Source organism: Clostridium sp. (assembly GCF_022482905.1).
Lineage (GTDB): Bacteria > Bacillota > Clostridia > Clostridiales > Clostridiaceae > Clostridium_B.
Map to the genome: position 1 here is coordinate 2034402 of NZ_JAKVOI010000001.1, position 24645 is coordinate 2059046.

The 24645-nt window shown below is 32.8% G+C and carries 23 protein-coding genes and 1 pseudogene; 4 read left to right on the top strand and 20 right to left on the bottom strand.

Going from position 1 to position 24645, the window contains the following annotated elements; all coding sequences use genetic code 11:
- Positions 1–208: 208 nt before the first annotated feature.
- Positions 209–409, bottom strand: a complete 201-nt coding sequence (locus LKE46_RS17735) for a DUF2243 domain-containing protein (protein ID WP_063600923.1) — start codon at positions 407–409, stop codon at positions 209–211.
- Between the two features lies 1 nt (position 410).
- Positions 411–644 carry an SHOCT domain-containing protein gene (locus tag LKE46_RS10060; RefSeq protein ID WP_063600924.1) on the bottom strand — a complete coding sequence of 78 codons (234 nt, stop codon included), beginning with the start codon at positions 642–644 and terminating at the stop codon, positions 411–413.
- A gap of 384 nt (positions 645–1028) precedes the next feature.
- Between LKE46_RS10060 and LKE46_RS10065 the strand changes: the two genes are divergently transcribed.
- The gene (locus tag LKE46_RS10065; protein ID WP_063600925.1) at positions 1029–3527 is read left to right on the top strand and encodes a cation-translocating P-type ATPase; all 2499 of its coding nucleotides are present in this window, start codon (positions 1029–1031) and stop codon (positions 3525–3527) included.
- A gap of 607 nt (positions 3528–4134) precedes the next feature.
- On the opposite strand, the pseudogene LKE46_RS10070 reads toward LKE46_RS10065, so the two are convergent.
- From LKE46_RS10070 to LKE46_RS17740, 12 genes and pseudogenes are all read right to left on the bottom strand, one after another.
- Positions 4135–4722, bottom strand: a pseudogene (locus tag LKE46_RS10070) (IS256 family transposase); the annotation flags it as partial.
- A 276-nt stretch (positions 4723–4998) separates the two neighbouring features.
- Positions 4999–5409 carry an arsenate reductase ArsC gene (locus LKE46_RS10075; RefSeq protein ID WP_063600926.1) on the bottom strand — a complete coding sequence of 137 codons (411 nt, stop codon included), beginning with the start codon at positions 5407–5409 and terminating at the stop codon, positions 4999–5001.
- A gap of 28 nt (positions 5410–5437) precedes the next feature.
- On the bottom strand, positions 5438–5641 hold the full coding sequence (locus LKE46_RS10080) for a DUF4177 domain-containing protein (RefSeq protein WP_063600927.1): 204 nt from the start codon (positions 5639–5641) through the stop codon (positions 5438–5440).
- 25 nt (positions 5642–5666) lie between these two features.
- Positions 5667–6716 (bottom strand): ACR3 family arsenite efflux transporter, encoded by a 1050-nt coding sequence (arsB, locus tag LKE46_RS10085; protein ID WP_063600928.1) that lies wholly within the window; start codon positions 6714–6716, stop codon positions 5667–5669.
- A gap of 20 nt (positions 6717–6736) precedes the next feature.
- Positions 6737–8482: an arsenical pump-driving ATPase gene (arsA, locus tag LKE46_RS10090; RefSeq protein ID WP_063600929.1), complete on the bottom strand. Its 1746-nt coding sequence runs from the start codon at positions 8480–8482 to the stop codon at positions 6737–6739.
- Positions 8482–8853, bottom strand: a complete 372-nt coding sequence (gene arsD, locus LKE46_RS10095) for an arsenite efflux transporter metallochaperone ArsD (protein ID WP_063600930.1) — start codon at positions 8851–8853, stop codon at positions 8482–8484. The genes arsA and arsD overlap by 1 nt, the downstream gene beginning before the upstream one ends.
- Positions 8854–8878: 25 nt before the next feature.
- Entirely contained in the window at positions 8879–9217 is a 339-nt protein-coding gene (locus tag LKE46_RS10100) for an ArsR/SmtB family transcription factor (RefSeq protein ID WP_063600931.1), read from the bottom strand.
- Between the two features lie 260 nt (positions 9218–9477).
- On the bottom strand, positions 9478–9660 hold the full coding sequence (locus LKE46_RS10105; protein ID WP_063600932.1) for a hypothetical protein: 183 nt from the start codon (positions 9658–9660) through the stop codon (positions 9478–9480).
- A gap of 50 nt (positions 9661–9710) precedes the next feature.
- A complete protein-coding gene (locus LKE46_RS10110; RefSeq protein ID WP_063600933.1) occupies positions 9711–10604 on the bottom strand; it encodes a permease in 894 nt (297 codons plus the stop codon).
- A 13-nt stretch (positions 10605–10617) separates the two neighbouring features.
- On the bottom strand, positions 10618–11076 hold the full coding sequence (locus LKE46_RS10115) for a MarR family winged helix-turn-helix transcriptional regulator (RefSeq protein ID WP_063600934.1): 459 nt from the start codon (positions 11074–11076) through the stop codon (positions 10618–10620).
- Positions 11077–11565: 489 nt separating this feature from the next.
- Positions 11566–12039: an arsenate reductase ArsC gene (locus tag LKE46_RS10120; RefSeq protein ID WP_063600935.1), complete on the bottom strand. Its 474-nt coding sequence runs from the start codon at positions 12037–12039 to the stop codon at positions 11566–11568.
- Between the two features lie 590 nt (positions 12040–12629).
- Positions 12630–12839, bottom strand: coding sequence for a GNAT family N-acetyltransferase (locus LKE46_RS17740; protein WP_337955828.1), 210 nt, complete (start codon positions 12837–12839; stop codon positions 12630–12632).
- 344 nt (positions 12840–13183) lie between these two features.
- Here LKE46_RS17740 and LKE46_RS10130 point away from each other — a divergent pair, with 344 nt between their 5' ends.
- The gene (locus tag LKE46_RS10130) at positions 13184–13552 is read left to right on the top strand and encodes an ArsR/SmtB family transcription factor (protein WP_242866909.1); all 369 of its coding nucleotides are present in this window, start codon (positions 13184–13186) and stop codon (positions 13550–13552) included.
- A 29-nt stretch (positions 13553–13581) separates the two neighbouring features.
- Positions 13582–15717, top strand: a complete 2136-nt coding sequence (locus LKE46_RS10135; protein WP_273334967.1) for a heavy metal translocating P-type ATPase — start codon at positions 13582–13584, stop codon at positions 15715–15717.
- 1268 nt (positions 15718–16985) lie between these two features.
- Here the strand turns inward: LKE46_RS10135 and LKE46_RS10140 are convergent.
- Positions 16986–17162, bottom strand: a complete 177-nt coding sequence (locus LKE46_RS10140; RefSeq protein WP_082853531.1) for a Spo0E family sporulation regulatory protein-aspartic acid phosphatase — start codon at positions 17160–17162, stop codon at positions 16986–16988.
- Between the two features lie 105 nt (positions 17163–17267).
- Here LKE46_RS10140 and LKE46_RS10145 point away from each other — a divergent pair, with 105 nt between their 5' ends.
- Positions 17268–17513: a helix-turn-helix domain-containing protein gene (locus tag LKE46_RS10145; RefSeq protein WP_063600938.1), complete on the top strand. Its 246-nt coding sequence runs from the start codon at positions 17268–17270 to the stop codon at positions 17511–17513.
- Positions 17514–17665: 152 nt separating this feature from the next.
- Here LKE46_RS10145 and LKE46_RS10150 read toward each other — a convergent pair whose 3' ends face one another.
- From LKE46_RS10150 to LKE46_RS10170, 5 genes are read right to left on the bottom strand one after another with little or no spacing between them, the layout of a single operon-like run.
- Positions 17666–18556, bottom strand: a complete 891-nt coding sequence (locus LKE46_RS10150) for a conjugal transfer protein (protein WP_434735183.1) — start codon at positions 18554–18556, stop codon at positions 17666–17668.
- A gap of 23 nt (positions 18557–18579) precedes the next feature.
- Positions 18580–19581 carry a lysozyme family protein gene (locus LKE46_RS10155; protein ID WP_063600940.1) on the bottom strand — a complete coding sequence of 334 codons (1002 nt, stop codon included), beginning with the start codon at positions 19579–19581 and terminating at the stop codon, positions 18580–18582.
- Complete coding sequence (locus LKE46_RS10160; RefSeq protein WP_273334963.1) at positions 19578–21803, bottom strand: CD3337/EF1877 family mobilome membrane protein; 2226 nt, start codon at positions 21801–21803, stop codon at positions 19578–19580. The genes LKE46_RS10155 and LKE46_RS10160 overlap by 4 nt, the downstream gene beginning before the upstream one ends.
- On the bottom strand, positions 21804–24254 hold the full coding sequence (locus tag LKE46_RS10165; protein ID WP_063600941.1) for an ATP-binding protein: 2451 nt from the start codon (positions 24252–24254) through the stop codon (positions 21804–21806). It lies immediately after the preceding gene.
- Positions 24238–24630, bottom strand: a complete 393-nt coding sequence (locus tag LKE46_RS10170) for a conjugal transfer protein (protein ID WP_063600992.1) — start codon at positions 24628–24630, stop codon at positions 24238–24240. Before LKE46_RS10170 ends, LKE46_RS10165 begins: the two co-directional genes overlap by 17 nt.
- Positions 24631–24645 lie beyond the last annotated feature (15 nt).

Sequence of the window (24645 nt, forward strand, 5' to 3'; positions counted from 1 at the left end):
TCTTTTAGGATCAAGAAATAGGGGGTAATACAAGCGAACGTGCTACCAGGGGCAAAATAGATGTAATAATATGGTAACTAAATAATATTCTTTCTACATTTAGTTATTGAACATGTCAAAAATAAAAAAAGGCATAACTGCCTTTTTAATTGATGAATGATAGAATTTTTTACAACATTTAATGTGATTTAATTCTTCTATCTTTTATTTATCTGAATACACCAATTACTAATAATATTAACCCAAGAATAAATAAAGTTGCTCCCAAGTACCTTGAAGAAGTTTCGTTTGGTAAAATCCTATGCCATTTAAAAAGCCAGTGGGAAAATATATTATCAAGTACAGCTATCAGTCCTAAAGAAATAAGACTGCCATTTATTAGAATTCTGTTTCTTTCATTGTTTCTCACACTACTTTCTAAGTATTTCTTCCTTTCTCAATTTATATTCTTCAGAATCAATTTTCCCATTAGCATACCTTTTATTTAATATTTCTATAGCTTCGGATTTATTATCGGAATCGTGGTTTGATTTTCTATGAAATCTTGGTATTCCACAGCCTCCACTCCATCCACACCCACGTAGAAAAAACATACCAACAAAAATCGATATTATAAATATCCAACTAAAATCGTTAAATCGCATAACCAACCCTCCATAAAAACTCTACTAAAGCTTAAATTATTCAAAAATTTTAATACTATTCATATTATTTCTAACGGTGAAAAAAAGGTGATCGAAGCAGAACATATTCTAGTTGCTACTGCACGGAAGTTACGGAAAAGCAAATAAAAGATTACATTTTGAGAGAAGATAAAGCTAGAACTGTAGATGATATAATTTTTATTGACTTAAACTGTGTATACATATACGAAGTTTGAGTAAGGCATAATAAATGTTTATTGATTTAAATTCACAAATATTGTTAATTTTCATTATCAATTGATAATAAATCTATATAGGATAAACATTGACAAATAAAACATATAGCAGTAGCATTATATTATTAATTGATAATGAGGTGAAAAAATGACAGATAGAATTAATGGACTTACAACGAAAGAAGTTTCAACACTACAGGAAAAATATGGATTAAATGAACTGATTAAAAATGAAAAACCAAATCCACTTAAAAAATTTATTGGAGTTTTTAAAGAACCAATGTTCTTATTATTAGTAGGAGCTTCCACACTATATTTTATTTTAGGACAGCCTAGAGAAGGCATTGTAATGTTAGCATTTGTAATATCAGTTGTATCCATAACTTTCATTCAGGAATGGAAAACAGAAAAAACTATGGGTGCATTGAAAGGCTTAACATCGCCTCAAGTTTATGCACTAAGAGATGGTAAGAAAGGTTTGATAAAAAGTTCTGAACTTGTTCCAGGAGATATAATTTATATTGCGGAAGGAGAAAGAATACCTGCTGATTGCCAGGTAATAGAGGCATCTAATTTTTCTGTAGATGAATCTATTTTAACGGGAGAATCAGAACATGTATTTAAGTTACCCAAGGAATTGAGTGAAAGCTCTGATGATCATTGGAAAAAATATATGCTTTATGCAGGAACGCTATCAGTTTTTGGAAAATGTACTGCAATAGTAAAATTGACAGGATTTAATACAGAGTACGGAAAAATAGGAAAGGCTGTCAGTGAGGCTAAAGATGAATTAACTCCTCTTCAGAAGAAAATGGGGGAACTTGTAAAGGCTATTGCCATTACGGGGATAATTTTATGTTTCTCTGTAATGGTGCTATCTTATTTCTATAATAGAAATTTATTAAGCAGCATATTATCAGGAATTACTTTAGCAATGGCATTGATTCCAGAAGAATTTCCGGTTGTGTTAGCAATATTTTTATCTCTAGGGGCATCTAGATTAGCAAAGAAAAATGCATTAATGAGAAAGATTTCAGCTGTGGAAACATTAGGTTCTACCAATGTGCTTTGTGTAGATAAGACAGGAACTATTACTCAAAACAGTATGAAGATTAAAAAAGTATATGTTAATAATGAACTTCAAGACAGCACAGCTTTTACAGATGAAAATTTAAGCAAAATTACTATATTAGCTTGCGAGAAAGATCCTTATGATCCTATGGAAAAAGCTATAATTGAAAATGGAGAAAGAAATATTTCTTTAAATGAATTATATAATTTGGAACTTTGCCAAAAATTTGCCTTCGATTCAAAGACGAAGAGAATGGCTAATATTTTTAAATTAAATGAATATTATTATGCAGCAGCAAAGGGATCTCCGGAAACCATAATGCCACTTTGTAACTTAAGCGATGAAGAAGTCAAGAAAATTGAAGAAGCAATAGATAAAATGGCCTCTAAAGGCTTAAGAGTGTTGGCCTTTGCAGAATGTAAAAATGACAAACTTCTAGAAAAACTGGAGGACTATCTATTAAATTTTAAAGGATTAGTGGGACTTCAAGATCCTCCTAAAGATGGTGTTTTAGAGGCTATAAAGACTTGTAATAATGCAGGTATAAGGGTAGTTATGATAACTGGTGACTACAGTAAAACCGCAGTAGCTATAGGTGAAGAAATCGGGCTTAAATTTGCCAGTAAATCTATAACTGGGGATGAAATAGATTGTATGAGTGAACAGCAGCTTTGTGAAGCTGTAAAAAGTTGTGATGTATTTTCAAGAGTAATTCCTGAGCATAAAATGAAGATCATTAAAGCATTAAAAAATAATGGTGATATTGTTGCAATGACTGGAGATGGAGTAAATGATGCACCTGCACTTAAGAATGCTGATATCGGGATAGCCATGGGAAAAAGGGGAACAGAAGTTGCTAAAGAAGCAGCTCATATGATTCTGATTGATGACAATTTTACAACTATTGTTGAATCTGTAAGAGATGGAAGGAGAATATTTGATAATATCAGAAAGGCTATAGTATATATTATGATAATTCATATACCTATAGCAGCTCTTGCACTGTTTGCTCCAATATTCAATCTTCCACAAATTTTACTGCCAATGCATATAATGCTTTTGGAATTAATAATTGATCCTACCTGTTCCATAATATTTGAAGGAGAACCTGAGGAACCTTATATTATGAATCAGCCACCAAGGTCTCCAAAAGAGCCACTTTTAACGAAGGAGTTAACCAAGAAAGTTATAGCACAGGGAGTTACAATGTTTTTAGCTGCTTTCTTACCTTTTCACTATTTGGTTGATACAGGAAGTTCTGTGGAGTATGCAAGGAGCTTTTCTCTGATAACATTAATAGTTGCAAATGTTATTTTAGTATTAGTAAACAGATCAAATACTCAATATTTAATTCATATTTTTAAGGAGAAAGAAAATAAAGCACGGCTTTTTATAAATAGTATTTCTTTAGTCATATTAGCATGTATTGTTTATATACCAATTTTGCAACCACTATTTAAAACAAGTGCAGTGCATTTAAAAATGTTAATAGTAGCTGCATTCATAGGTATTGCATCGACAGGATGGTGGGAACTAGTTAAAATATATAAAAATGTAAAAAATAAAAGATGTTGAGAAGTTTAAATAAGCTTATGAAGAAAAAAATGAAATAATATAAGAAAAACATAAAAGAACAGATTCATGATTGAAAATTTTACGATAAATAGTGCAACAGATATTAATATACAAGAGGACAGCGTAAAATAGGTAATCCTACAAAATGCGCATTATTAAAAGTCTTTAGTGAAACAGAGTGCTCAAAAAAAGACTGGTAATAGTGCGAAATTTTGATATATTCTCAACTTTATGATATTATCATATTATAAATAAGGCTGATTAGTATGCCTTAAGTTAATTTACAAACTCTAATTAAGGTAGAAGATACAATAATAATTATCATGATTCAGATAGAAAGTAATATGTTTTAAATGAAACGGAGTGAATATTGCCTTGGAACTTAATCGAAAAAATATGGAAAAAATTTTGACAATTGGAGAATATAGACAGATTTGTGTAAAATAGATTTGATTTAGTTTTATATAACTGGAAATTTTGATTTTCGGTTATATTTTTTTATATTTGAGTAATACTAATACTGATTAATATTACATTCTTAATTGTTTATATAATATACTTAATTATGCAATAAAATAAGAAAAAATATAAAAATTTTAACTAAATCTTAGAGTATCTCTTCACCTAGTTTATCATTAAACACAATAGTTAATTGTGCTAATGTCATTCCCCAATTTTGGGCTGGAGAAGTCCATTTTTCCATGACTTTCTCAGTAGCTAAGTAAAGAGATTTTCTAAGTGCTTCATCATTTGGAAACACTGTTCTTGTCTTTGTGAACTTTCTCAGCTGTCTGTTGAAACCCTCTAATGCGTTTGTAGTATAAATAATCTTTCTGATTTCCGGTGAGTAATTGAAATATGTTGATAACTTATCCCAGTTATTATACCAGGATTCAATTACTATACTATACTTGTGATCCCACTTTTTCTTTATATCATCCAGGCCATTAATTGCAGCATCTTCAGTAGGTGCCTTATATACACATTTTAAATCTTTCATAAATTCCTTTTTATCTTTGGAAGCTATATACTTAATGGAATTTCTTATTTGGTGTATTATACAATTTTGAATACTAACATCCGGAAATACTGATTTTATTGCATCTGGAAGTCCTTTAAGTCCATCCATGCAGGCAATCAGTATTTCTTTTACCCCTCTATTTCTTAAATCATTGAAAACTGACAGCCAGAATTTTGGGGAACGTACTTAGATTTGTGTAAAATAGAATAGATGGGATAAAATTTATTTGGAAATTGCTATAGGATTATAATCCTATAGCAATTTTTATTTTTTAGGGGATAACTAATAATAGTGTGTTATAACTTTCTAATAATATTATTATTTATTTTTATACAAAATAGTACAAATCTATGAACGTCCTCGCTATTTCAAAAAGGGTGATTTTCACTCTTTTTTATTATTAAAAATTTAAAATTATTCAGTACATCGATCCTCGTTTTTTATTATTTGTTATAATTTAATTGCTTTATTTTCTATTTTTTTTATTAGATTCTTTACGTTCTCCTCAATTATTTTAGCTGTTTTAATGAATTCCTCGTCATTTTTTCCTGTAGGATCTTCAAGTCCCCAATCTTCTTCATATTTGGATGGCAAGAATGGACATGCTACATTACATCCCATTTTTACTACTACATCAATTTCGGGTAAATCATCAATCAATTTGACATGTTGAGTTTCACTTATGTCAATACTATATAATTTTTTAATTACTCTAATTGCATCTTTATTTATTCCGAATTTAATCTCCGTTCCAGCTGAATATGAATCAAATACCTTACTTCCATATAATCTTCCTATTGCTTCAGCCATCTGTGATCTGCATGAATTATGAACACATATAAAAGCTACTTTTGGTTTCATCTTATTCCTCCTGTGTTAAATTTTAATATTATGATTTATATTCCGATTTTTTAAACACTATTAAATCACTTTCTAATTTAGATATTTTTCCTAATGTTTTATAAGAATTTTGTAAAATCCCTACTAATTCCCATCTATCTTTTCCATATTTATTTAGCAATTCTTCTATGCTTAAATTTTCTTCTGAACTTAAAAAATGATCAACCGTAAATACTTTATACTTCCATTCCATATTAACAATACCCCCTTAAAAATTTCTATCTTTTTAATGCAAAATACTTTTTTCCCCAGTGCAATGCTACATTTACAAGCCCTATCATTACAGGCACTTCAATCAAAGGTCCTATTACTGCCGTAAAAGCTTCCTTGGACTCTATACCAAATACGGCAACTGCCACAGCTATGGCAAGTTCAAAATTATTGCTGGCAGCAGTAAATGAAAGTGTAGCCGTCTTTTTATAGTCTATACCCGATTTATAACTCATAAAAAATGAAACTGAAAACATAACTACAAAATAAATCACAAGTGGTATGGCAATCCTAATTACATCTAAAGGTAATTCTATAATATATTTTCCTTTAAAAGTGAACATCACAACAATAGTAAACAATAATGCTATTAAAGCCAGTGGACTTATTTTAGGAATAAATTTTTTTGTATACCAATCAGTACCCATTTTAGGTTCTAATAGTAACCTGGTTAACAGTCCAAGTGCAAAGGGAATACCAAGATAAACTACAACAGATGAAGCTATTTTTCCCATTGAAATATCCACGCTGTAGCCAGTGAGACCAAGCCAGGTTGGAAGTACTGTTATGAATATATAGGCATATATGGAATAAAATATAACCTGAAAGATAGAATTAAATGCCACAAGCGCAGCCGCATATTCCGTATCACCATCTGCAAGACTGTTCCATATGATGACCATGGCAATACACCTGGCAATACCAATAAGTATAAGACCTGTCATATATGCAGGATAAGCATGTAAAAATATTACTGCAAGTACAAACATCAGTATAGGCCCTACTATCCAGTTTTGAACAAGTGATAGAGATAATACCTTGGGATTTCTAAATACTTTGCCAAGTTCTTTATAGTTTACCTTGGCAAGCGGTGGATACATCATCAAAATGAGTCCAATAGCTATAGGAATGGATGTAGTGCCAATGGATAAACTGGATAATCCCTTTGATATTCCCGGTACTCCCCATCCCAATAAAATTCCTACAAACATAGCAAGAAATATCCAAAGTGTCAAATAACGATCAAGTAACGACAATCTAGATGATTTACTTTTCATATACATTCCTCCTGTTTTCTTTAACCTAATAACTCGAATAATTTTTCATCTTTAATCTCTTCTGCTTTCCATTCTATCAATGCAAAATTTCCGTTGGAGATTTCATTAACTTTGTTGATCCATGGTATTTCATTACTTGCTTTAGCCTTGAGTACACTATTTGTAGTATCAGCTGCATACATGCTGGAATTTACAATCCACCACTTACTTGCAATTCCTGCACGTTCTAGATCTGCTTCAAGACGTATAGATTCGTAAACTGGAGTATCCTCAGCTAAAGTTACAATAATAACTTCTGTATCATTAGCGTTTTTAAGTTCAGGTAAAAGATCTTTGACAGATTGAGGTATATCACCTTCTGAACGCTTAATTTCTCTATTATAGCTTTCTGTGGAATCTAATAGTAATAATGTATGACCTGTAGGTGCTGTATCTATTACCACAACTTCATCCTTTGATTTCTCAACTATATCTGCAAAAGCTCTGAATACAGCTATTTCCTGTGTGCACGGAGATCTTAAATCCTCTTCAATATATGCTATATCGCTTTCATCCATAGTTTTTCTGGCATTATTTAATACTTCTGTTTTATATTTTTCAAGTTCTTTTTTTTCATCAATATGACTTAATGTAATGCCATAATTTTTGTCTAAGACAAATTTTAAATGTGCTGCAGGATCTGTAGTAGTTAGATGAACCTTTTTACCTTTTTTTGAAAGTCCGAGAGCAATAGCTGCTGCAACTGTTGTTTTACCTACTCCACCTTTTCCCATAGTAAATATCACCTTTTTATCATTATTGTATAGATCATCAACTATATCTTTCAGCTTATTTATTTTATTTACATTTAATTCTGCAACTTTATATTCAACGTTATCTTTTTTTAAAAATGCTCTTATATTTTTAATTCCTGTTACATTATATGGCCTAAGTGGTATTTCATAAATTTCAAGATCTTTTAAGCTTTTAGGCATATTCTCTAAAGCATTTTTCTGCTTTAAATAAATTGCGTTTGAAATATTGTCATCATGAATTTCAAGTACACCATTTATAATCATTGACTGATTATTTATACCTATATCTCTTAATTCTTTAGATGCTCTTTCTGCTTCTTTAAGAGGTGTAATTTCAGGCCTTGAAACAAGAACAAGGGTAGTCGTTGTTCCATCCGATAAAGTTTCAACCGCGTTTTTATATAATGATCTCTTATCTTCAAGTCCTGATAACTGCCCTAAACATGAAGCTCCATGAGTACTTTCTCCTATAAAATTACTCCAAGCCGAAGGAAGTTGAAGCATCCTCAAAGTATGCCCTGTAGGTGCTGTATCAAAAATTATGTGATCAAATTTTTCTTCAATTTTTTCATCAGTAATAAAAGTTGAAAATTCATTAAAAGCTGCTATTTCCACAGTACAAGAACCTGAAAGTTGTTCTTCCATATTCTTGACGGCTGCTTCTGGAAGCTTACCTCGATATGGAGCTATTACACTTTCCCTGTACTCTTGAGCAGCCTTTTCAGGATTGAGGTTTGCTACTGTCAAATTTGGTACCTCTTTAATTTCAACTCCCTTATTATCGAGATCTGTACCAAACACATCCTGTAAATTGGAAGCTGGATCTGTACTAATGAGCATGATTTTTTTACCCTGATCTGCAAGGGTAACAGCAGTGGCGCAAGCAGTAGAAGTCTTGCCTACGCCGCCTTTACCTGTAAAAAACAAATATTTAGTTAAGTTTATGCTGTCAGGATTAAATTTTTTAAACATTAACAACATCCTCCTCCACAATCACAACCTTTAGACGTTATCTTAAGTCCAGTTTTTAAATAATCTTCTGATATACCTAGTAATTCACAAAATTCCTTATTTGTCGGATATGTTTTTGTCTTTACTATTACACCATCTACCATAGTTACTGGAAGTATTTCTGTACCTTCTTTATTCAATATTTCATTAATGGTCTTATTGTCAACAAATATCTGGGGATTACTGGTCAAATTATACCTTTCAACCAATATTCCTTTCTTTTGAAGTGTGTTAATAACAGTGGAAACCCTTAACAATTCTGGATCTATAGAAGGTCCACATACACCTGTAGAACAGCACATTGCCGGATCAAAAATTATCATTTTTTTCATATAAATCTCTCCTTATCATATAAATTTATTTTTCATTGTCAGTTTTACATAAACCAGTACTCTGGCCCTTACAGATACATTCCTCTGTATCCGTCATAATATTCATTAAAAACAGCACCAGCTTATTTGCATTAGTATTATCCAACGAATAGTGACTCCATACTCCTTCTTTTCTACATTTAACAAGTTTACAGTCTATAAGCACTTTCATGTGATGGGATAGAGTAGGTTGTGTAAAATCAAAATGTTCCAGTAAATCACAGGCGCATTTTTCACCACAAGAGAGTATGTCAATAATTTTTAATCTATTTTGATCTGACAGTGCCTTGAATATTTTTGCGTTTAGTTCATAATCTAAATTCATAAAGTCACCCCCTATATAGATAATCATCTATATTTATAATATAGACCATCATCTATGTATTGTCAATATAATTATTTAAATAATTAAAAACAATAGACTATTATATATATAATAGTCTATGTTATGAGCATTTATTTGTTACTTGCATTTATTAATTTTTAATAAATGTAATTTCAAAGTAAATATATATTGTAGTAGCTTTCGGATATCAACTAAAATACAATAATACACATTAAGCTTTTCTAGAAACTCTATTAAATTTATTTACAACATGAACTACCTTTATCCTTTGGAGATTTTTTTTCACCTTTATTATTTTTTTCTGGTATCTCCTCAACTTCAAAATTGCAGCAGCTTGAGTTTTTCTTGGCTTTTTTATTTTGTGCTAAGCGTTCAAATAATCCTTTTTTCTCATTTTCTTTTTTTTCATTCTCTTTTTTCATAATCATATTTCCCCTTTCAATTTTTATTTTAATTTATTATAAAAATATACTTATATAAGCATATTGAAAACAAATCCCGATATTACAGATGTAACAAATACTATTACTACAAATGCAATAATTATTTTTTTCTTAAATATGCTGGAAAGCATTGTCAACTCCGGAATAGCTATACCGGCACCACTAATTATAAATGCTATTACAGCTCCAATACTTGCACCTTTATTTATTAATGAAAGTCCAATTGGAATAGCTGATTCTACACGAATATATAATGGCATACCAATCAATGCTAAAACAATAACAGCAAACGGATTATCAGGTCCTGCAACTTTTGCCAGAAGCTCAGTAGGCATATATCCATAAATAGCTGCACCAATTGCAACACCAATTACCATGTATATAAAAACACCCTTGAAGTCTGTCCATGCTTTTAATAATGATGCTTTCAGTCTGTTTTTAAATCCGATTGGCAATCCTCCATTATGTTCATGTTTACCACCTTTAATACGAACACGTTTGACTTGATCTGCCCATCCAAATTTGTCAAAGAGTAATCCGAAAATAACGGCAAAGATAGATGTCAAGACTAAAAATCCAATAGCAACCTTCCAGCCCATAAATGTTCCAAGTAATATAAATACCAAAGGGTCCATTAAAGGAGATGAAATTACAAAAGACATAACTGTTCCAAATGATACTCCAGCTTCAAGTAATCCAAGAGTCATCGGAACCGTAGAACATGCACAAAAAGGCGTGACAGCCCCAAAAAGTACCGCCATTATATTACCTAATATACCTTTACCTGATAACCAATCTTTTATTTTATTCTGTGGTATATACATTAATAAAAATGCAATAATGGTACTAATTCCAATAAACAGTACAATAAGCTCTGCCATTATCGTTATAAAATACTGGATTGTGACCACAAAACTATTCATTAAATCCCTCCTTTTATTGTTTGTAATTAAAGTTTTTATGCATTTCTTTTTTTTGTGCGGCGATCGTCAAAATTTTCAAAACAGATTTAATATTTTCAATGGTGTCAGAATCAAATTCTTTTAACATTTCATCAACATAAATTGAATACTCTTCAATTATATTTTTTATTATTTCTATCCCTTTTGTGGTTACATTGACACAGCACACACGTCCATCTATTGAAGAAATTTCTCGTATAACATATCCTTTGTCCTCTAATCGATTAATAATTTTACTTGCACCACTCTTTGTAAAGTTTAAAGCATTTCCTATTTCTTGAATCGTAATAGTATCACTTTCTTGTATCTTTTTGAGTGCCATAAATTCAACTAAAGATAAATCTTTACAGCATTCACCATTAAATCCGTGATTTCCAAAGTGCCAAGCTAGTTCTTGGATCAAATTATAAATATCCGGTATATTCTTATTCATTTGCTACCTTCTTTCTCGTAAATTAGTTTCCACTGTCAATTATTATATTATATTTAGTTTCTGCTGTCAACTATATATTTCATTATGTACTAGTATATTTAATACACTTTCTACATCAGCTTCTTAATATTATTTATTTACTCTGACATCTATCGTCATGATATTTTCTATTTTCTGTAAGCCCATCACATCTACATATCAGTAACTAACAAATTCCTTTCTTTAATTCTGATATACAATTACCTAAAATCATATTAACAATTTTACTTTTTAGATATTTCTTCAAACATAAAGCTTATCCAATCAAATTTAGGGATAAGCTAATTTTAAAGCTTTTTAAATTTTCTGATATTTATTAAATACTTCTTAAATGAAATACATTGCTCTTTTATGTACCTTCTATATTAGGCACCATGTATATTATTCCTTAAGACATTATCTTTATATTTTTTAATCTCTCACTATAGCCATATATTAAAAAATAAAATATTATTTTGAAATTATTTCATCTAATCTTTTTCTCAATATTACTTTGTCTAATTTATCTACTGGTAGATCAATAAATAAATTAATTCTTCTAGTTAACTCATTTCTAATTTTTTTAAAGTGATTAACTGTCTCTTCCTCATTTCCCTTAAAGTCTCTTGGGTCAGTTATTCCCCAGTGTACATAAATTGCATCATTCGGTAAAGTAGGGCATTCATTTTTAGCCTTATCACATAATGTAATAACAAAATCAAACTTCTCATTTAAAAATTGTTTTATTGATTTAGGTTTGTAATTACTAATATCTATACCCATTTCTTTCATGACAATTTTGGCATAAACATTAATATCATCAGCCGGCTGACTTCCTGCACTAAAACCAATAAATTTACCTTTACCCTTATCATTTAGTATGGCCTCCGCCATTTGGCTTCTTGCAGAATTTTGAGTACATAAAAATAATACTTTCTTTTGCATAATATAATATCACTCCCTAATTCTTTTATGTAATTACTTACTCATAATCATATGATAGATTATATTAGTTATCAATAATTATAGTAACTATTTAGCATACATTTAACATTTAATATATCATTTCATAATAAATAGTATTAAACGAATTCTTTACTCCATAAACAATCACAGGTAGAGTGTGGAATAATTATACGGTTAATTCTTTATCATCTTAAATAGTCTTAAAATTTTATAGGACTAACTAAATAATTTCACCAGTTAGGGAGAATGAAACCAAAAAGTTAATCCTATACTTTATCAATTGTAATTTAGTAAAATTCATATTAATTTAAAAAAGTTTTCTACTTTTATTTTAAGAATCTTAAAAATTAAAAATTTTTTGTGTTTAACTTTCAATCCCAAATCCATAAAATATTTTTACATAGATAATAGTCTATATTCATGAATATAGACTATTATCTATGTATTGTCAATAAAATTATTGAAATAATTAAAAATAATAGGCTATTGTATCTATAATAGTCTATGTACTGAAATTGTATTTGTTACTTAGCTAGTATAAATATCAAAATAATTTTTATTATATGAATCTAATTTACTCCTACTAACTTACTTCTAAGTTCCATCAAAACCACATCATGCCATATGCCATTTTTCATTTTTCCTATTTTTTCTCTTATACCTACTTTTCTAAAGCCGTACTTATTATGAAAATTTATACTTTCAGCATTCTCTTTTATAATTACAGATTGTAAAGTCCAAAATCCATTTTTTTCGGATAATTCAATTAAATTTGTCAAAAGAACAGTTCCTACGCCTCTACACCTGTATTTTTCTTCTATATATGCCGACTTCCGCTACACCTTCATAAACACATCTACTTGAAATTGGGCTTAAAGCTGCCCAATCCAATACTTTATTATCTAAACGTGCTACTAATCTACATAAATCAATGTAGCTGTTATTCCAATCCTATCTATTACATAAATACTTTTATCTGAAATTTACTTTTACCTGTATTAATGCTTTTCGATCTTTACTTCTAATGGCATTGACTAATTAAAACAGTTAAGGTATACTTTATATAAACATATAAACGTATGCTTATATGTTTATATGTTTAATGAATGGAGGTAAGATGATCATGAACTATGATAAAGAAAATATCGAAATTTGCAGCTGCCATATAATACATGAGAATATTGTCAGCAAAGTTAAAGAAACTATAACCGACAATACTTCAATATGCAATATGGCAGAATTTTTCAAAGTGTTAAATGATCCTACAAGATTAAAAATAATTAATGCACTAATGCTGTCTGAAATGTGTGTATGTGACATTTCTGCTTTACTCAATATGAGCCAGCCTGCAATATCACATCATCTAAAAATACTCAGGCAGTCAAAATTAATTAAATATAGACGGGATGGTAAAATTGTATACTACTCATTGGATGATGAACATATCAAGCCAATATTCAATCAATGTTTAGCTCATGTTGATGAAAAATAATCAAAAAGATTTTAAGGAGATGAAATTTCATGAATTCTACAATCAAAAGGAGATTTATACTTCAAGGTTTAGATTGTGCTAATTGTGCAGGAAAAATCGAAAATGAGGTCAAAAATTTAGAAGTAGTTAGGTTTGCTTCTATAGATTTTGTTTCAAAAAAACTTACTTTGGAAACCAATCAAAATGTCAGTACTTCCGAGTTAGATGAAAAGATAAAAGGTATAGTAAAAAAAATAGAACCGGATGTCAAAGTTATTTTTGAGGAAAATACTTCGACGGCTAAAGCAAAAGAAAATGATAACGATGAAGACGAAGAAAATCACAAAAAAGAAATAGCAAAACTTGCAATTGGGGGAGTTATATTTGCAATAGGCATAATTTTTAATTTTAAGAGCTGGCTGGAGCTTACTATCTTTTTGATAAGCTATATCATAGTTGGAGGAAATGTGGTTCTACTGGCACTAAAAGGTATTGCGCGTGGTCAGGTATTTAGCGAGCACTTCCTCATGAGTGTTGCTACAATCGGTGCTTTCTTTGTTGGAGAATATCCGGAAGGTGTGGCTGTCATGCTGTTCTATCTTGTTGGTGAATTATTTCAGGATACTGCTGTAGATCATTCCAGAAAGTCCATAAGCTCCTTAATGGATATAAGGCCTGACTATGCAAATTTAAAAGTTGGTAAAGAACTGAAAAGAGTATCTCCCGAAAACGTAAGTGCAGGTGATATCATCGTTGTAAAACCTGGAGAAAAAGTTCCACTGGATGGTAAAATAATAGAAGGAACATCAATGGCTGATACGTCTGCATTAACAGGTGAATCCGTTCCACGCAAATTGGAGCCAGGAGAAGATGCCTTAAGCGGATTCATTAATAAAAATGGTTTGCTGACAGTCGAAGTAACAAAAGATTATAGTGAATCAACTGTATCTAAAATTCTGGATTTGGTTCAAAACGCAGGCAGCAGAAAAGCACCTACTGAGAACTTTATAACAAAATTTGCAAGATACTATACTCCGGTAGTAGTGTTTGGTGCTCTGGCACTTGCAGTAATACCGCCTCTGGTAATTGAAGGAGCGGCTTACTCCGATTGGATTTACAGAGCTTTAGTATTCTTAGTAGTTTCTTGCCCCTGTGCATTGGTGATATCAATACCTCTGGGTTTCTTCGGGGGAATTGGGGGAGCTTCAAAGAGGGGAATACTGGTAAAAGGCGGCAACTACCTTGAAGCTTTAAACAACGTTGAAATAGTTACTTTTGATAAGACAGGTACATTGACCAAAGGTGTATTTAAAGTTACAGAAATAAATTCTCGAAACGGTTATACAGATAAAGAACTGCTAGAATATGCAGCTTATGCAGAAAGCTATTCAAGCCATCCCATTGCACTTTCAATTACAAATACTTATAATTCCGAAATAGACAAGAACAGAATTGAAAACTATGAAGAAATTGCAGGACAGGGTATTAGAGCAGATGTAAACAACAAAGAGGTTCTTGCCGGCAATACAAGATTGATGACCGGCAAAAATATTGAATATAATAATACTGAAACTTCAGGAACTGTAGTACATGTTGCAATAGACAAGAGATATGCAGGTAATATTGTTATATCGGATGAAATCAAAAAAGACTCAGCAGGTGCAGTTAGAGAACTTAAATCCCTTGGTGTCAAGAAAACGGTAATGCTCACTGGAGATTTGAAAACTGTAGCTGACAAAATTGGAGGACAATTGGGGCTGGATGAGGTTTATTCAGAGTTACTTCCCGCTGACAAGGTAGAAAAACTTGAACTGCTGAATAGTAAAAAATCCACCAAAGGAAAGCTTGTATTTGTTGGTGATGGTATCAACGATGCACCGGTACTTGCAAGAGCCGATATCGGTATAGCTATGGGTGGGCTGGGCTCGGATGCAGCAATTGAAGCTGCAAACATCGTAATAATGACTGATGAGCCATCAAAAATATCATCTGCAATAAAAATAGCAAAAAGGACACGTATTATAGTGTATCAGAATATTGTATTTGCATTAGGTGTAAAAGCAGTATTTCTTGTATTAGGTGCACTTGGAATGGCATCAATGTGGGAGGCAGTGTTTGCAGACATGGGGGTTGCCATAATTGCAATTTTAAACGCAATGCGGGCAATGAATACAAAATCCCTATAAAAGTTTACCTGCAATCTATGAAAATTATCCATTAAGATATCTCATTTGAGATAGGAGATTAATGTCTTCGGCTAGTCTGAATCAGTTAATTGATTAATCCCAATATCATACCTAACGGAAGGATCAAATGTAGCAGAATAAAAATAATAGATTAGATCACCTAGTGGAAAAGTCATTCTTAAATTAAAGCCGTTACCAGACGGAAATTTACAGTAATCTCGGCTTTATGTTATCCTATTATTAAAAGCACTATCAATCACAATAATTAGATGAGGCATATGCCATATATGTTTAGCTTTATCTGAGGTATAACTATACTATTAGTAATTATCTTAGAGATAAATGATTTTCTTATACTTTGAGAGTATAAGAAATGATAATAACAAAATGTGATTGAAAAGGAAATTTTTAAGGTTAAAAGGGAATAGCTACCTAATATATTGGTGATAAAGTCAACATACTGATCTTTGATCTGGCTTTGTCATGGCTGATTCTGGCCAAGCGAGACTTTTAACACAATGATTCTATCGTTGTGCTAAAAGTCTTTTTTAGTGTAATTATTACGTTAAAAAAGACTTTTAAGATGGAAAATCACTGTGTCAAAAGTTTTTTTGTTTATATGAAAACTTATTTAATTTTACATATAGGACTCAATCTTAACTTAAAAATTATTTGATAAGGAGGTTCGTTATGTAAAAATTATAAAAAACATTTTAAATTGTTATTAAGCCCTGTAGCAACAGAATTGCCTGAGATATTAAATGCGCTTATATGGGTGAAACAGTGAAAAGAGAGTTTAGCTCTTTCTAACATTAGCGGTTCTATGATGGATACAGGCTACTGTTCCAAGTGCTCTTGGTATAATGTTTACACCATGGCTCTTTGATAAATATTTAATAATATCAGCGATTATAACATTTATAGCTATTTTTTCTTTATGGATGACTTTGAAAAAGAAACATTTATCTGATAAAAGATTAGCCTGTAATATTTTATTATATGTTTTGTTTATAATGTTGATAATTTTTACAAAAAATTAATTGCAAATAAAATACATAATAATCTATAAAGTTTTCTTCAAATGAAGCTTCAATAAAAAAGAACTTAAGGCTAAGTTAATTTTGATTTTAATAATTGATAAGATAACGAGAATAAATATTGGATGAATTACATAGCAAATAATTGTATATTGTTAAGTACTTTAAACTTTCTAGAGGGCGTTCACATTTATTAGCTACTAATGAAAATTGAATATAAACTAATAATTTCTATTTGTGTAAAATTTCCTCTTTCATAAATTGAGCAATTAATTTATCCAATTTCCAGCTTATATTTAATATATCTGTATCTATCGTATCCTTATTTAATGTATTCTGTAATAATTTATTATTTAAAATCTGCCTAGTTTCTTCTATTTGATACCTTATCCCCATTTTCTTATCCATATAATCCTCCACATAATTAGTAAACTTGCTCTACAAGCAAATTATAACATTATTTCTCACATATAATCAATATAGATAAAGGATTATTTTGGAGGATTAGCTTGGATGGTATATACTAAAAATAAAAACAAAAATTTAATTGGTGATAAAGTCAAATATGCAAGGCTTAAAAATAAGCCCAAAATAACTCAAAACGATTTACTTGCCAGACTCGCAGTAAGAGGGATCACCCTTGAAAAAACAGCAATATCCAAAATTGAATCCAAAACAAGACCAGTTACAGACAAGGAACTTGTTGCCATAGCTGATGCTTTAGGTGTAAGCATATTATGGCTACTTGGGAGAGAATAAGAATGTTTTTCCTATTTTAATAATTAATTTAAGTCATTAATAAGTATTAAAATATACCAATCCTTTATTTTAATATTATATTATTTCTCCAAATATTTGATATATTATAGCAGGCACACAAAAACTTAATGTTAGTATGTGCCTGCTATTTTTCATTTAACAATCATCCAATTTCTATCCTTCTCCAAAGTCAAATCAAACTGTGAAATCTGCATCGCTTTCGTCTGTTGATCCAGATACTTAACGGATACCAATACCTGCACTTTATCACCAGCTTTTTGATATACCGGATTAATAAGCTCTGAAAATACATATTTCTTGCCAATCGGTTTAATCACATCATCTTTGACATAGTAGGATAGTTCTTTTCCACTTGCAGTAGGATAGAGTTTAAAGAAAGTCTTTAAAAATTCATTGATTTCCTCCGTAGTAGCTTCATTCACCCTACCATCACTTTCTAATGTTTTTGGTTCATAACTTGATTTTGCTGGAATTCCACAAATAGTAGGGTTCTTGATGATAACCATATTCCCAGACTTATCTACATAAGCTGCCACTTCATAAGAGGAATCAACCATCTTTTTTGTATTACTTTCAGTTATCAACTGGTCAATAGAAAAAGTAACTCCATATTTATTATTATCTACCTTTTTTACTTTCCAAATTTCCACGTCATTAACTGTGGAAGATGTTGGTATATCCCTGCGAATTGCATCGGTGTTTAAATCCTGCAATTCTTTGGTCATATACCCTTTGAGATTTTCTGTTCGCGTATCTATAGAATTCTGATTATTTTGCCATGAGTAATATACTTTAGCGAAGTTTTTCACGAAATTTTCTATCTGATTGGTATCTACAACCTGTTTTTCCATGACCTTTGTTTCATGAACAGTTTTTATATCTATGGCAGTAAAATTTTTGTAAATACCAAAGATAACACTGCCAATCAGGAGTACCCACAAAAAAATGATAGATTTCCTGTGGGTACCAACTTTCATAACATGTATCTTTTTAGTTCTATACTGTTTCCCCTTTTTCCATATTTTCATATCTTAAATTTTCCTTTCTATTTATTTTTGATTCTGCCTGCACTTACTAGATGCTCACGCCAGTATGAAGTAGTGAGATCAGCATATCCAATAGGGTTACCTGCATTGTACATACGATTGTTTCCAACAAAAATTCCTACATGCGTGATATAAGTTCCTGCATTATAGGTACCATGAAAAAATACCAGATCACCTGGTTTTGCTTCTGATAGGGAAATGTGCTGCATCATATCATATTGCTCCTGAGCTGTCCTGGAAAGTTTAATTCCAGCCTTTCCAAAGCACCATTGAACAAGTCCACTGCAATCAAATGAAGTGTTTGGGTTGCTACCACCAAAAACATACTTCCAGCCTTGATATTTAAGGGCCTCTGTCATAATTATCTGAACTGTGGCATTATCAAAACGATGAGCAGTCAGACATTGTGATACTAGAGGTACATAAAACATATTCCCATAGCTATACATCCAACCGCCGTTTTTTCTTACAGCAATAGGGTTTGTATAAGTGACTTTATTTCCACCTGATTTTTCTCTTGCAAAGCTCTCTGCAAGTTCAAAGGTGTATTTTTTGCCATGGCCGGCGACATAGTCTATAAAACCTTCTCCATAGTTGTAGGATTGGAGAACAGTATTTATATCACAGCCTTTTTTCTTGGAATACTCAAGCAAGGAGGCAAAATATTTGCAGCCTTGCTTTATGGATTCCTCTACAGAAAAGGAATTCTGTAACACTCCTGCGGATTCAATTGACTGCATTACATCTACGCCTTGTCCGCCACTTTCTACCTGCATGATTGCAAGTAGATAACCTACATATTCTTCAATCCCATATTCCCTGGCATACTTCTCAACCATAAGTTTGTGTGCCAGCACTTCCTGTGATAGATTGGAACCTGCAAGATCAATTTCACTGCCATTTTCACTGTCTTCATCTGAAATAAAGACAGCAACAAAGATGAGCAGAGAAAGCAGTACAGCAAATACAACACCAAGGACAATCAAATGCTTTAGTTTCATTTCTCACGTCCTTTCTGCCTTTTGCCCACTTGCTCTTTTACTTCTTGACGCAGCTGTGTGGTATGTCTTAAAGTAGTAGGCTTTACAGCTGGCTTTTGAGAAACATTTTCCGGTTCTTTCCTTTTTTCATAGAAACGCTCTCTGCTAGAAACACAATTTTCTGGATCTTGATTTGCTGTAAGCTTTGGTGCATTGGCTAAAGGACGGTTCATAGCAGGCTTTTCAATACTATTTGTTGCTATCCGATCAGTAGATGAGTTTGTTTGATTCATGTTTGTCCTGTTTGTAGTGGCAATATCACTAGATGTTACAGGTCTAGTACGTACCGGAGCAAAAGTTGATGTTTTCTGTCTCTCTAGCCGTTCTGTTATAGGCTGCTTTGTTGCTCTTTGCTGGTGTGACCTGTCAAGCTCAATTCGACGCTTTGCAATTGTTTCTCGCTGCCTATTTCTGTTCTCCGCACGTTCCTGCTTTTTATCTTCTAGTGTTCTTGCTATGCCACTTTTGAAGCCATCCACATTTTTTGCTACCTTGCCTAATACTTGCTTTTTGCCATGATAGAGAGCGTAACGTGCATTGACTGGTAAATCCTTTGCCTGCTCTTTTATTTGTCCTGCTTTATCTGCAATGTGATCTTTCGTATCCATAACTGCTCCAACTCTCTCACCGACACGCTCTCCAAAACTTGGCTTACCTTCAGATTGTGCAGTAGAGCTACTAACCGGACGCTTGTGGTTTGTCTGTGTCCTTCGGGAAGTTTTTGATTTCTTGGAAGCTACTGCACCGGCCATAGCTCCAGCTGCTGCACCAGTTGTTCCGGCAACGATGATGCGGCCAATTTTCCTTTTGAGTCTTCGTGTCCCACGGTTTAACAGCATATAAGGTTTTTGAAAGATTCTATGTTCCATTTGCTTGGAATCATTTGCCTGTAAATTGAACATTCCCATTAGATCTCCAAGCTTCATATAGATACCAGCAAATGTAACTATCTGCAAAAATGCAATCAGGAAAAATGGGAAACCTTCCGACAGGGTATAGAGCATTGTGGAGATGGAAAAGGCAGTAGTTACAATAAGTGTAATACCCGCCCGTGTCATGATTACATTAAAGAGCTTCATTATGGCGCGCTTTCCCATATTATCAAAACCAGGTATCATGGATAGTAGAAAACTCATAGGCAAAAACATTGCATAGATTATAAAAAGTATCTGTGAGAATATCATTATACCTGTCAGCAAAAATACGAAAATGGAAATTCCTATATTGAAGATAAACAAAAAGAACACCATACCAAGTCGTGTAATGGTCTTTGTTATAGTAAGATTCATGTTGTTCTTGTCCTCAATTTCCTCCTTTACAACCGTTTCTCTATCTTTGCCGTTGTTTTTATCCGGGTCCGCAGAAAGCAGCTTTTCAACTCGTTTTTGTCCGATTTTATCCATATCGGAATTGCCATACTGTAGTAGAAACCAGGGCTGTTGCACCTGTATGGAAAATAGGTTGTCCCTTATCATATCCACACTGTCTTTACCTTTACTTTCCGAATTTGGCATGACAATTTTTCCACCAATAGACAGACTGGCACTGCTTACATCAGATGAAAAACCATTGATTTTACCAATATAGTCCGGAGCATAGGCAATAAAGGAAGCAGACAGTATAAAAACCACTACTAGATTAATTACTGCATGAACAGCTTTAGTAGTTTCTTTCTTGATAAGCCCTACATAGGCAACATATATACCAACTATCAAGATGAAAATCAGAAGAAATCCCACATAAAAGCCGGAGCTTTGAAAGCCATTTGGTGAAATACCTGCCAAAGTCTGCATGTTCTTACCAATGGCATCCGAAGTCTTAGAAATAAAGTCCAGCGAGTAGGCTTCCTGCACCAGATACCCTGTGGCATTGGACAAGTAGAGTGAAATTGTCCATATAAAATTGGTGATTGCATATAGTCCATACATCACCTGTTTTCCTATGCCATCTGTCCAATTCCAGGGCAACCAGTCCCAGGAATTATCCACGTAGAAATCAAGTTGGTAATTGCCAAGAGGATATTTGGAGTAAATATTCTTGGAGCTTACTGTATCATCTACAAGACCTGCCGCATGTGCTATAGTTCCAACAAGGGCTAAAAAAAGAAAGGATATTACAGTGACCAGCAAGATAGCTATGAAGATTTTCCATATCTTTTTTATCTGTATCTTTTTAAAATGCATTTAGGTCACCTCTTTCTTAACAGGTGGTCGGGTGTCAAAAGCATGGAGCAATTCTTCAAATACCGGATGAATCTGAATAACACCTACACGGCCATAAAGATCGGAAATTAAACATTGACCATTTTCAAGGTCTCGCAACCGTTTCTGGTTATTCTCATCTTCCTTGTCCACTCCAAAGAACTCCAATGTCTTTTTTATCTCATTTATATCTGTAGAGCGAAATGCAAATTTGAGGCCTATATTATTTTTCATTTTTTCATCAAGCAGGTCGTCCGCATTCTGCGTTACAAAATAAACACCTGCATTCATAGCACGGCCGGCCCTTACAAGCTTATTGGAAAGCGTCTTACCCTGTGACACCTGCAAAAAGCTCCATGCTTCGTCCAAGTCTACAATTTTAAATACACTTCGGTCGGAGTGAATGAAATCAAGGGCAAAGGTGCTTATTACAATTAAAATGCCTACACTCAAAAGCTCTACGGTGGTATATTCCTTAAAATCTGTTTCTGCATCCGGCAGTACCAAATCCGCCACTTGTATGATGTTTAGCTGTTTGTCAAGACTTATTGACTGAATAGTAGTACCATCCGAAAATAGAAGCTGGCCAAGATTGCTGTCCTTAATGCTGTCTATATGATCGGCAATGCTGCTGGCAACTTGCGTGTCTTCTTTATGCAGCTCATCAATGACGCGTAAAAGGCCTCGACTTTCACTTTGTGTTACTCTTCGGATGGCTTTACGAAGAACTGGAAACTTTTCACCGTCACGACTTGAAATTCCGGTTAGAAAAGTAAGAATGTCAATTGCAAGACTTTCTGCATCCTTTGTTTTTTTCATAATCACATAAGGGTCAAGCAATCCCTTGTCACTTTCTTCTCTTGTAAGGTTAATAATATTGATTTCATCGGCAATTTCCAGAAGGTTTTCTTTCCACCTGCCACGCTCGGACTTTGGATCAACAATTACTGCCTGACCTCCATAGAGAACAGCATAATAAACAAGCAGATTGTTTGAAAATGATTTACCACCACCAAGTGAACCAAGAAAAGCTGCTGCAAGAGCATTAGTGACAGAACCTTTCACGCCCTGGGCTGCAAGACTAGGCTTCAAGTACACATTGCGCCCGGTGTCAAGATTGTATCCAATATAGATACCTTCTGTTTCTCCAAGCATCTGTGTAGCACCAAAACCCAAACCGGCCAGAAAATCACTGGTAACATACTGGATATAATCATTCATATAGCGCTTGCTGGCAGGGAGAAATTCACCATGCAGCCCCAGCATATCTCCAAAGGGCCGCACCAGCTTAATGCTTAAATCATCGTAAAAGTCCATGACTTCATTACAACGTCGTTTCAATTCATCAAGACTTGGAGCTGATACCCTTATAACATAGCTCAACTTATACATGGCTTCCTTTGTCTTATCAAGACTGGTTTCCAGCTCATTTACATTATCAAGGGCCTCTAAAACGTCATTTCCTGTATCATTGTTGGACTCCCAGGCATGATTGTCCAAATCTTTAAGCTCTTTTTTCTTGTTTCTAACGGTAGCCAAAGCTTTTTTATTAGTAACAATTTCTACATTCATAGATGTGTCTATAGGGAAGGTGAATTGCTGCTGTTGATAGTAGAAAATTTCCGAGGATGGAAAATCAAGCTCTCTTACAATAGAATTGATAGTAAAATAGGAAACATAGGTCGTCTGATCTTCATGTTCGATTTTCAAGTATCTCTGTTTTTCTTCAACCAGGCAGCGAGTAGGTTTTATAATGTCATATCTTTTTACCAGAGTTTCCTGCTTTAATTTTTCTATAGACAAATGGTATTTGTACTCCTCATAAGGCGTACCTGTCTTTCCATAGAGATGTTCAATTAAGTACCCAAAATCATTCTTATCTAGCCTTCTAAATTTGAATCTGCGGGAAATTTTGCTTTTTAATAAGCGTTCCATCTTCATAAACCTGTCAATTTCCTTATTGCTCATGCTGACGAAATCACCCATGAGCTTGTGATTGACCTCATGTATAAAATCAGAAAAAGTCATAACTATGGACTCACTTATAGTTTTAATGCTAACTTCCTGCTCGTTTAAAAGAAGCTTGAAGCCAATAAAAAAGCGATAGTCAATCTGGTTTTCACCAATCATATCAACTAAAGCTTCTGTCTGCTGGTCTATTTTTTGATAGGCAACTTTCCTTAATTTTCCGCTAACTTCTCTCTTGCTGTTTTCCTGTGTTACCCTTATACTTGATTCTGTTGCAATCTGCAGGGCATGTATTTTCCCATCACGGCTCTGAGCTATAAGCTGACGAAAACTGTCATGGACCTGATATTTTTCTTCTGGACTGAGAAATGAGTAATTATAAGGTATCATCTCATAATAAGCATAGCATTCTCCATCATGATTAAATACAAGGTTGTTTTCTATATACTTAATGGGATACGTCATAAATTTCACTCCTAACTGAGGTAATAACTTCGTCTACAATTTCTTTTTTAAGTCTCACTGGTTTTCCTGCATAAGTGACTTTTGGTCTGATGATATATGAAAGCACGGATTTTAAAAAGCCAAAGGGCTTTTTACCGTCAAAAGTCTTTTGTGACATAAACCATGTAAGCACAGCCGGAATTCCCACATATTTAAGAAGTTCTCCGTGAATCATTGAAAGAGGCGGAACATTTGCAAACATAACCACCAGAAGCAGGGAGCAGACAAGCCATGCCATCTGCGTGAATGTAACTGGAAAAGGCAGCTGAAAATCATTGATGGCATATATAACTTTCTCCACATTCCAAATACTTGTATAGCTTTTGATTTTCTTCACATGTAACAATCCTTT

Coding starts and splice junctions, on each gene's coding strand:
- LKE46_RS10060 (WP_063600924.1), bottom strand. CDS start 644: ATGCGATTTAACGATTTTAGTTGGATATTTATAATATCGATTTTTGTT.
- LKE46_RS10065 (WP_063600925.1), top strand. CDS start 1,029: ATGACAGATAGAATTAATGGACTTACAACGAAAGAAGTTTCAACACTA.
- LKE46_RS10075 (WP_063600926.1), bottom strand. CDS start 5,409: ATGAAACCAAAAGTAGCTTTTATATGTGTTCATAATTCATGCAGATCA.
- LKE46_RS10080 (WP_063600927.1), bottom strand. CDS start 5,641: ATGGAATGGAAGTATAAAGTATTTACGGTTGATCATTTTTTAAGTTCA.
- arsB (WP_063600928.1), bottom strand. CDS start 6,716: ATGAAAAGTAAATCATCTAGATTGTCGTTACTTGATCGTTATTTGACA.
- arsA (WP_063600929.1), bottom strand. CDS start 8,482: ATGTTTAAAAAATTTAATCCTGACAGCATAAACTTAACTAAATATTTG.
- arsD (WP_063600930.1), bottom strand. CDS start 8,853: ATGAAAAAAATGATAATTTTTGATCCGGCAATGTGCTGTTCTACAGGT.
- LKE46_RS10100 (WP_063600931.1), bottom strand. CDS start 9,217: ATGAATTTAGATTATGAACTAAACGCAAAAATATTCAAGGCACTGTCA.
- LKE46_RS10105 (WP_063600932.1), bottom strand. CDS start 9,660: ATGAAAAAAGAGAATGAAAAAAAAGAAAATGAGAAAAAAGGATTATTT.
- LKE46_RS10110 (WP_063600933.1), bottom strand. CDS start 10,604: ATGAATAGTTTTGTGGTCACAATCCAGTATTTTATAACGATAATGGCA.
- LKE46_RS10115 (WP_063600934.1), bottom strand. CDS start 11,076: ATGAATAAGAATATACCGGATATTTATAATTTGATCCAAGAACTAGCT.
- LKE46_RS10120 (WP_063600935.1), bottom strand. CDS start 12,039: ATGCAAAAGAAAGTATTATTTTTATGTACTCAAAATTCTGCAAGAAGC.
- LKE46_RS10130 (WP_242866909.1), top strand. CDS start 13,184: ATGAACTATGATAAAGAAAATATCGAAATTTGCAGCTGCCATATAATA.
- LKE46_RS10135 (WP_273334967.1), top strand. CDS start 13,582: ATGAATTCTACAATCAAAAGGAGATTTATACTTCAAGGTTTAGATTGT.
- LKE46_RS10140 (WP_082853531.1), bottom strand. CDS start 17,162: ATGGATAAGAAAATGGGGATAAGGTATCAAATAGAAGAAACTAGGCAG.
- LKE46_RS10145 (WP_063600938.1), top strand. CDS start 17,268: ATGGTATATACTAAAAATAAAAACAAAAATTTAATTGGTGATAAAGTC.
- LKE46_RS10155 (WP_063600940.1), bottom strand. CDS start 19,581: ATGAAACTAAAGCATTTGATTGTCCTTGGTGTTGTATTTGCTGTACTG.
- LKE46_RS10160 (WP_273334963.1), bottom strand. CDS start 21,803: ATGCATTTTAAAAAGATACAGATAAAAAAGATATGGAAAATCTTCATA.
- LKE46_RS10165 (WP_063600941.1), bottom strand. CDS start 24,254: ATGACGTATCCCATTAAGTATATAGAAAACAACCTTGTATTTAATCAT.